Source organism: Vreelandella olivaria, from assembly GCF_023507745.1.
Lineage (GTDB): Bacteria > Pseudomonadota > Gammaproteobacteria > Pseudomonadales > Halomonadaceae > Vreelandella > Vreelandella olivaria_A.
The window spans coordinates 1-938 of sequence record NZ_JALPZO010000027.1 but is presented as its reverse complement, the minus strand read 5'-3'; the positions used below and the strand labels follow the sequence as shown (position 1 = coordinate 938).

General features: G+C 61.6%; 1 protein-coding gene. It reads left to right on the top strand.

The window, feature by feature from the left end; all coding sequences use genetic code 11:
- The coding region (locus HP566_RS02070; RefSeq protein WP_284041274.1) for a GLUG motif-containing protein at positions 1-938 on the top strand (938 nt) is incomplete at both ends.

Here is a 938-nt window from a genome sequence, read left to right as displayed (position 1 = left end):
CAAGACCTGCAGGGCATCAATGGCAACCTGAGTGGCCACTATGCTCTGGGTGCCCACATCGATGCTACCGCTACGGCCAATTGGAATAATGGCGAGGGATTCAATCCTATCGGCTCTTGGACGAGTCGTTTTGAGGGTACCTTTGATGGCCTGGGGCATGTCATTACCGGCTTGACTGTTAACCGACCCACTCAAGACGACATAGGTCTGTTCGGCGCCACAGACAGTGCGATGCTTCGCGGTATCGGCCTTAGAGAGATCAACATAACGGGCCGCAATTACGTTGGCGGGCTGGTGGGGTACGCTCTCGGCAGCGATATCGCCGCCAGCTACGCTACCGGGCAGGTAACGGGCGATACTTTCGTTGGCGGGCTGGTGGGGGACGCTTTCCGCAGCGATATCGCCGCCAGCTACGCCACCGGGCAGGTAACGGGCGGAACTGGGACTGCTGGCGGGCTGGTGGGGCGCGCTATCGACAGCGATATCGCCGCCAGCTACGCTACCGGGCAGGTAACGGGCGGGACTTTCGTTGGCGGGCTGGTGGGGCGCGCTAACGACAGCAATATCGCCGCCAGCTACGCCACCGGGCAGGTAACGGGCAACAATAACGTTGGCGGGCTGGTGGGGGACGCTCTCAACAGCAGCGATATCGCCGCCAGCTACGCTACCGGGCAGGTAACGGGCAACAATTACGTTGGCGGGCTGGTGGGGCTCGCTCTCAACAGCAGCGATATCGCCGCCAGCTACGCTACCGGGCAGGTAACGGGCAACCATTCCGTCGGCGGGCTGGTGGGGGTCGCTCTCGACAGCAATATCAGCCATAGTCACTGGGATGTAGAGAGTACCGAGCAGTCCAGTGCCGTAGGCGGTGGCACTGGCAGCCAAACGAACGTCACATCCATTGCCGCCGCCAATCGTTACACTCCCACGGGCTATGC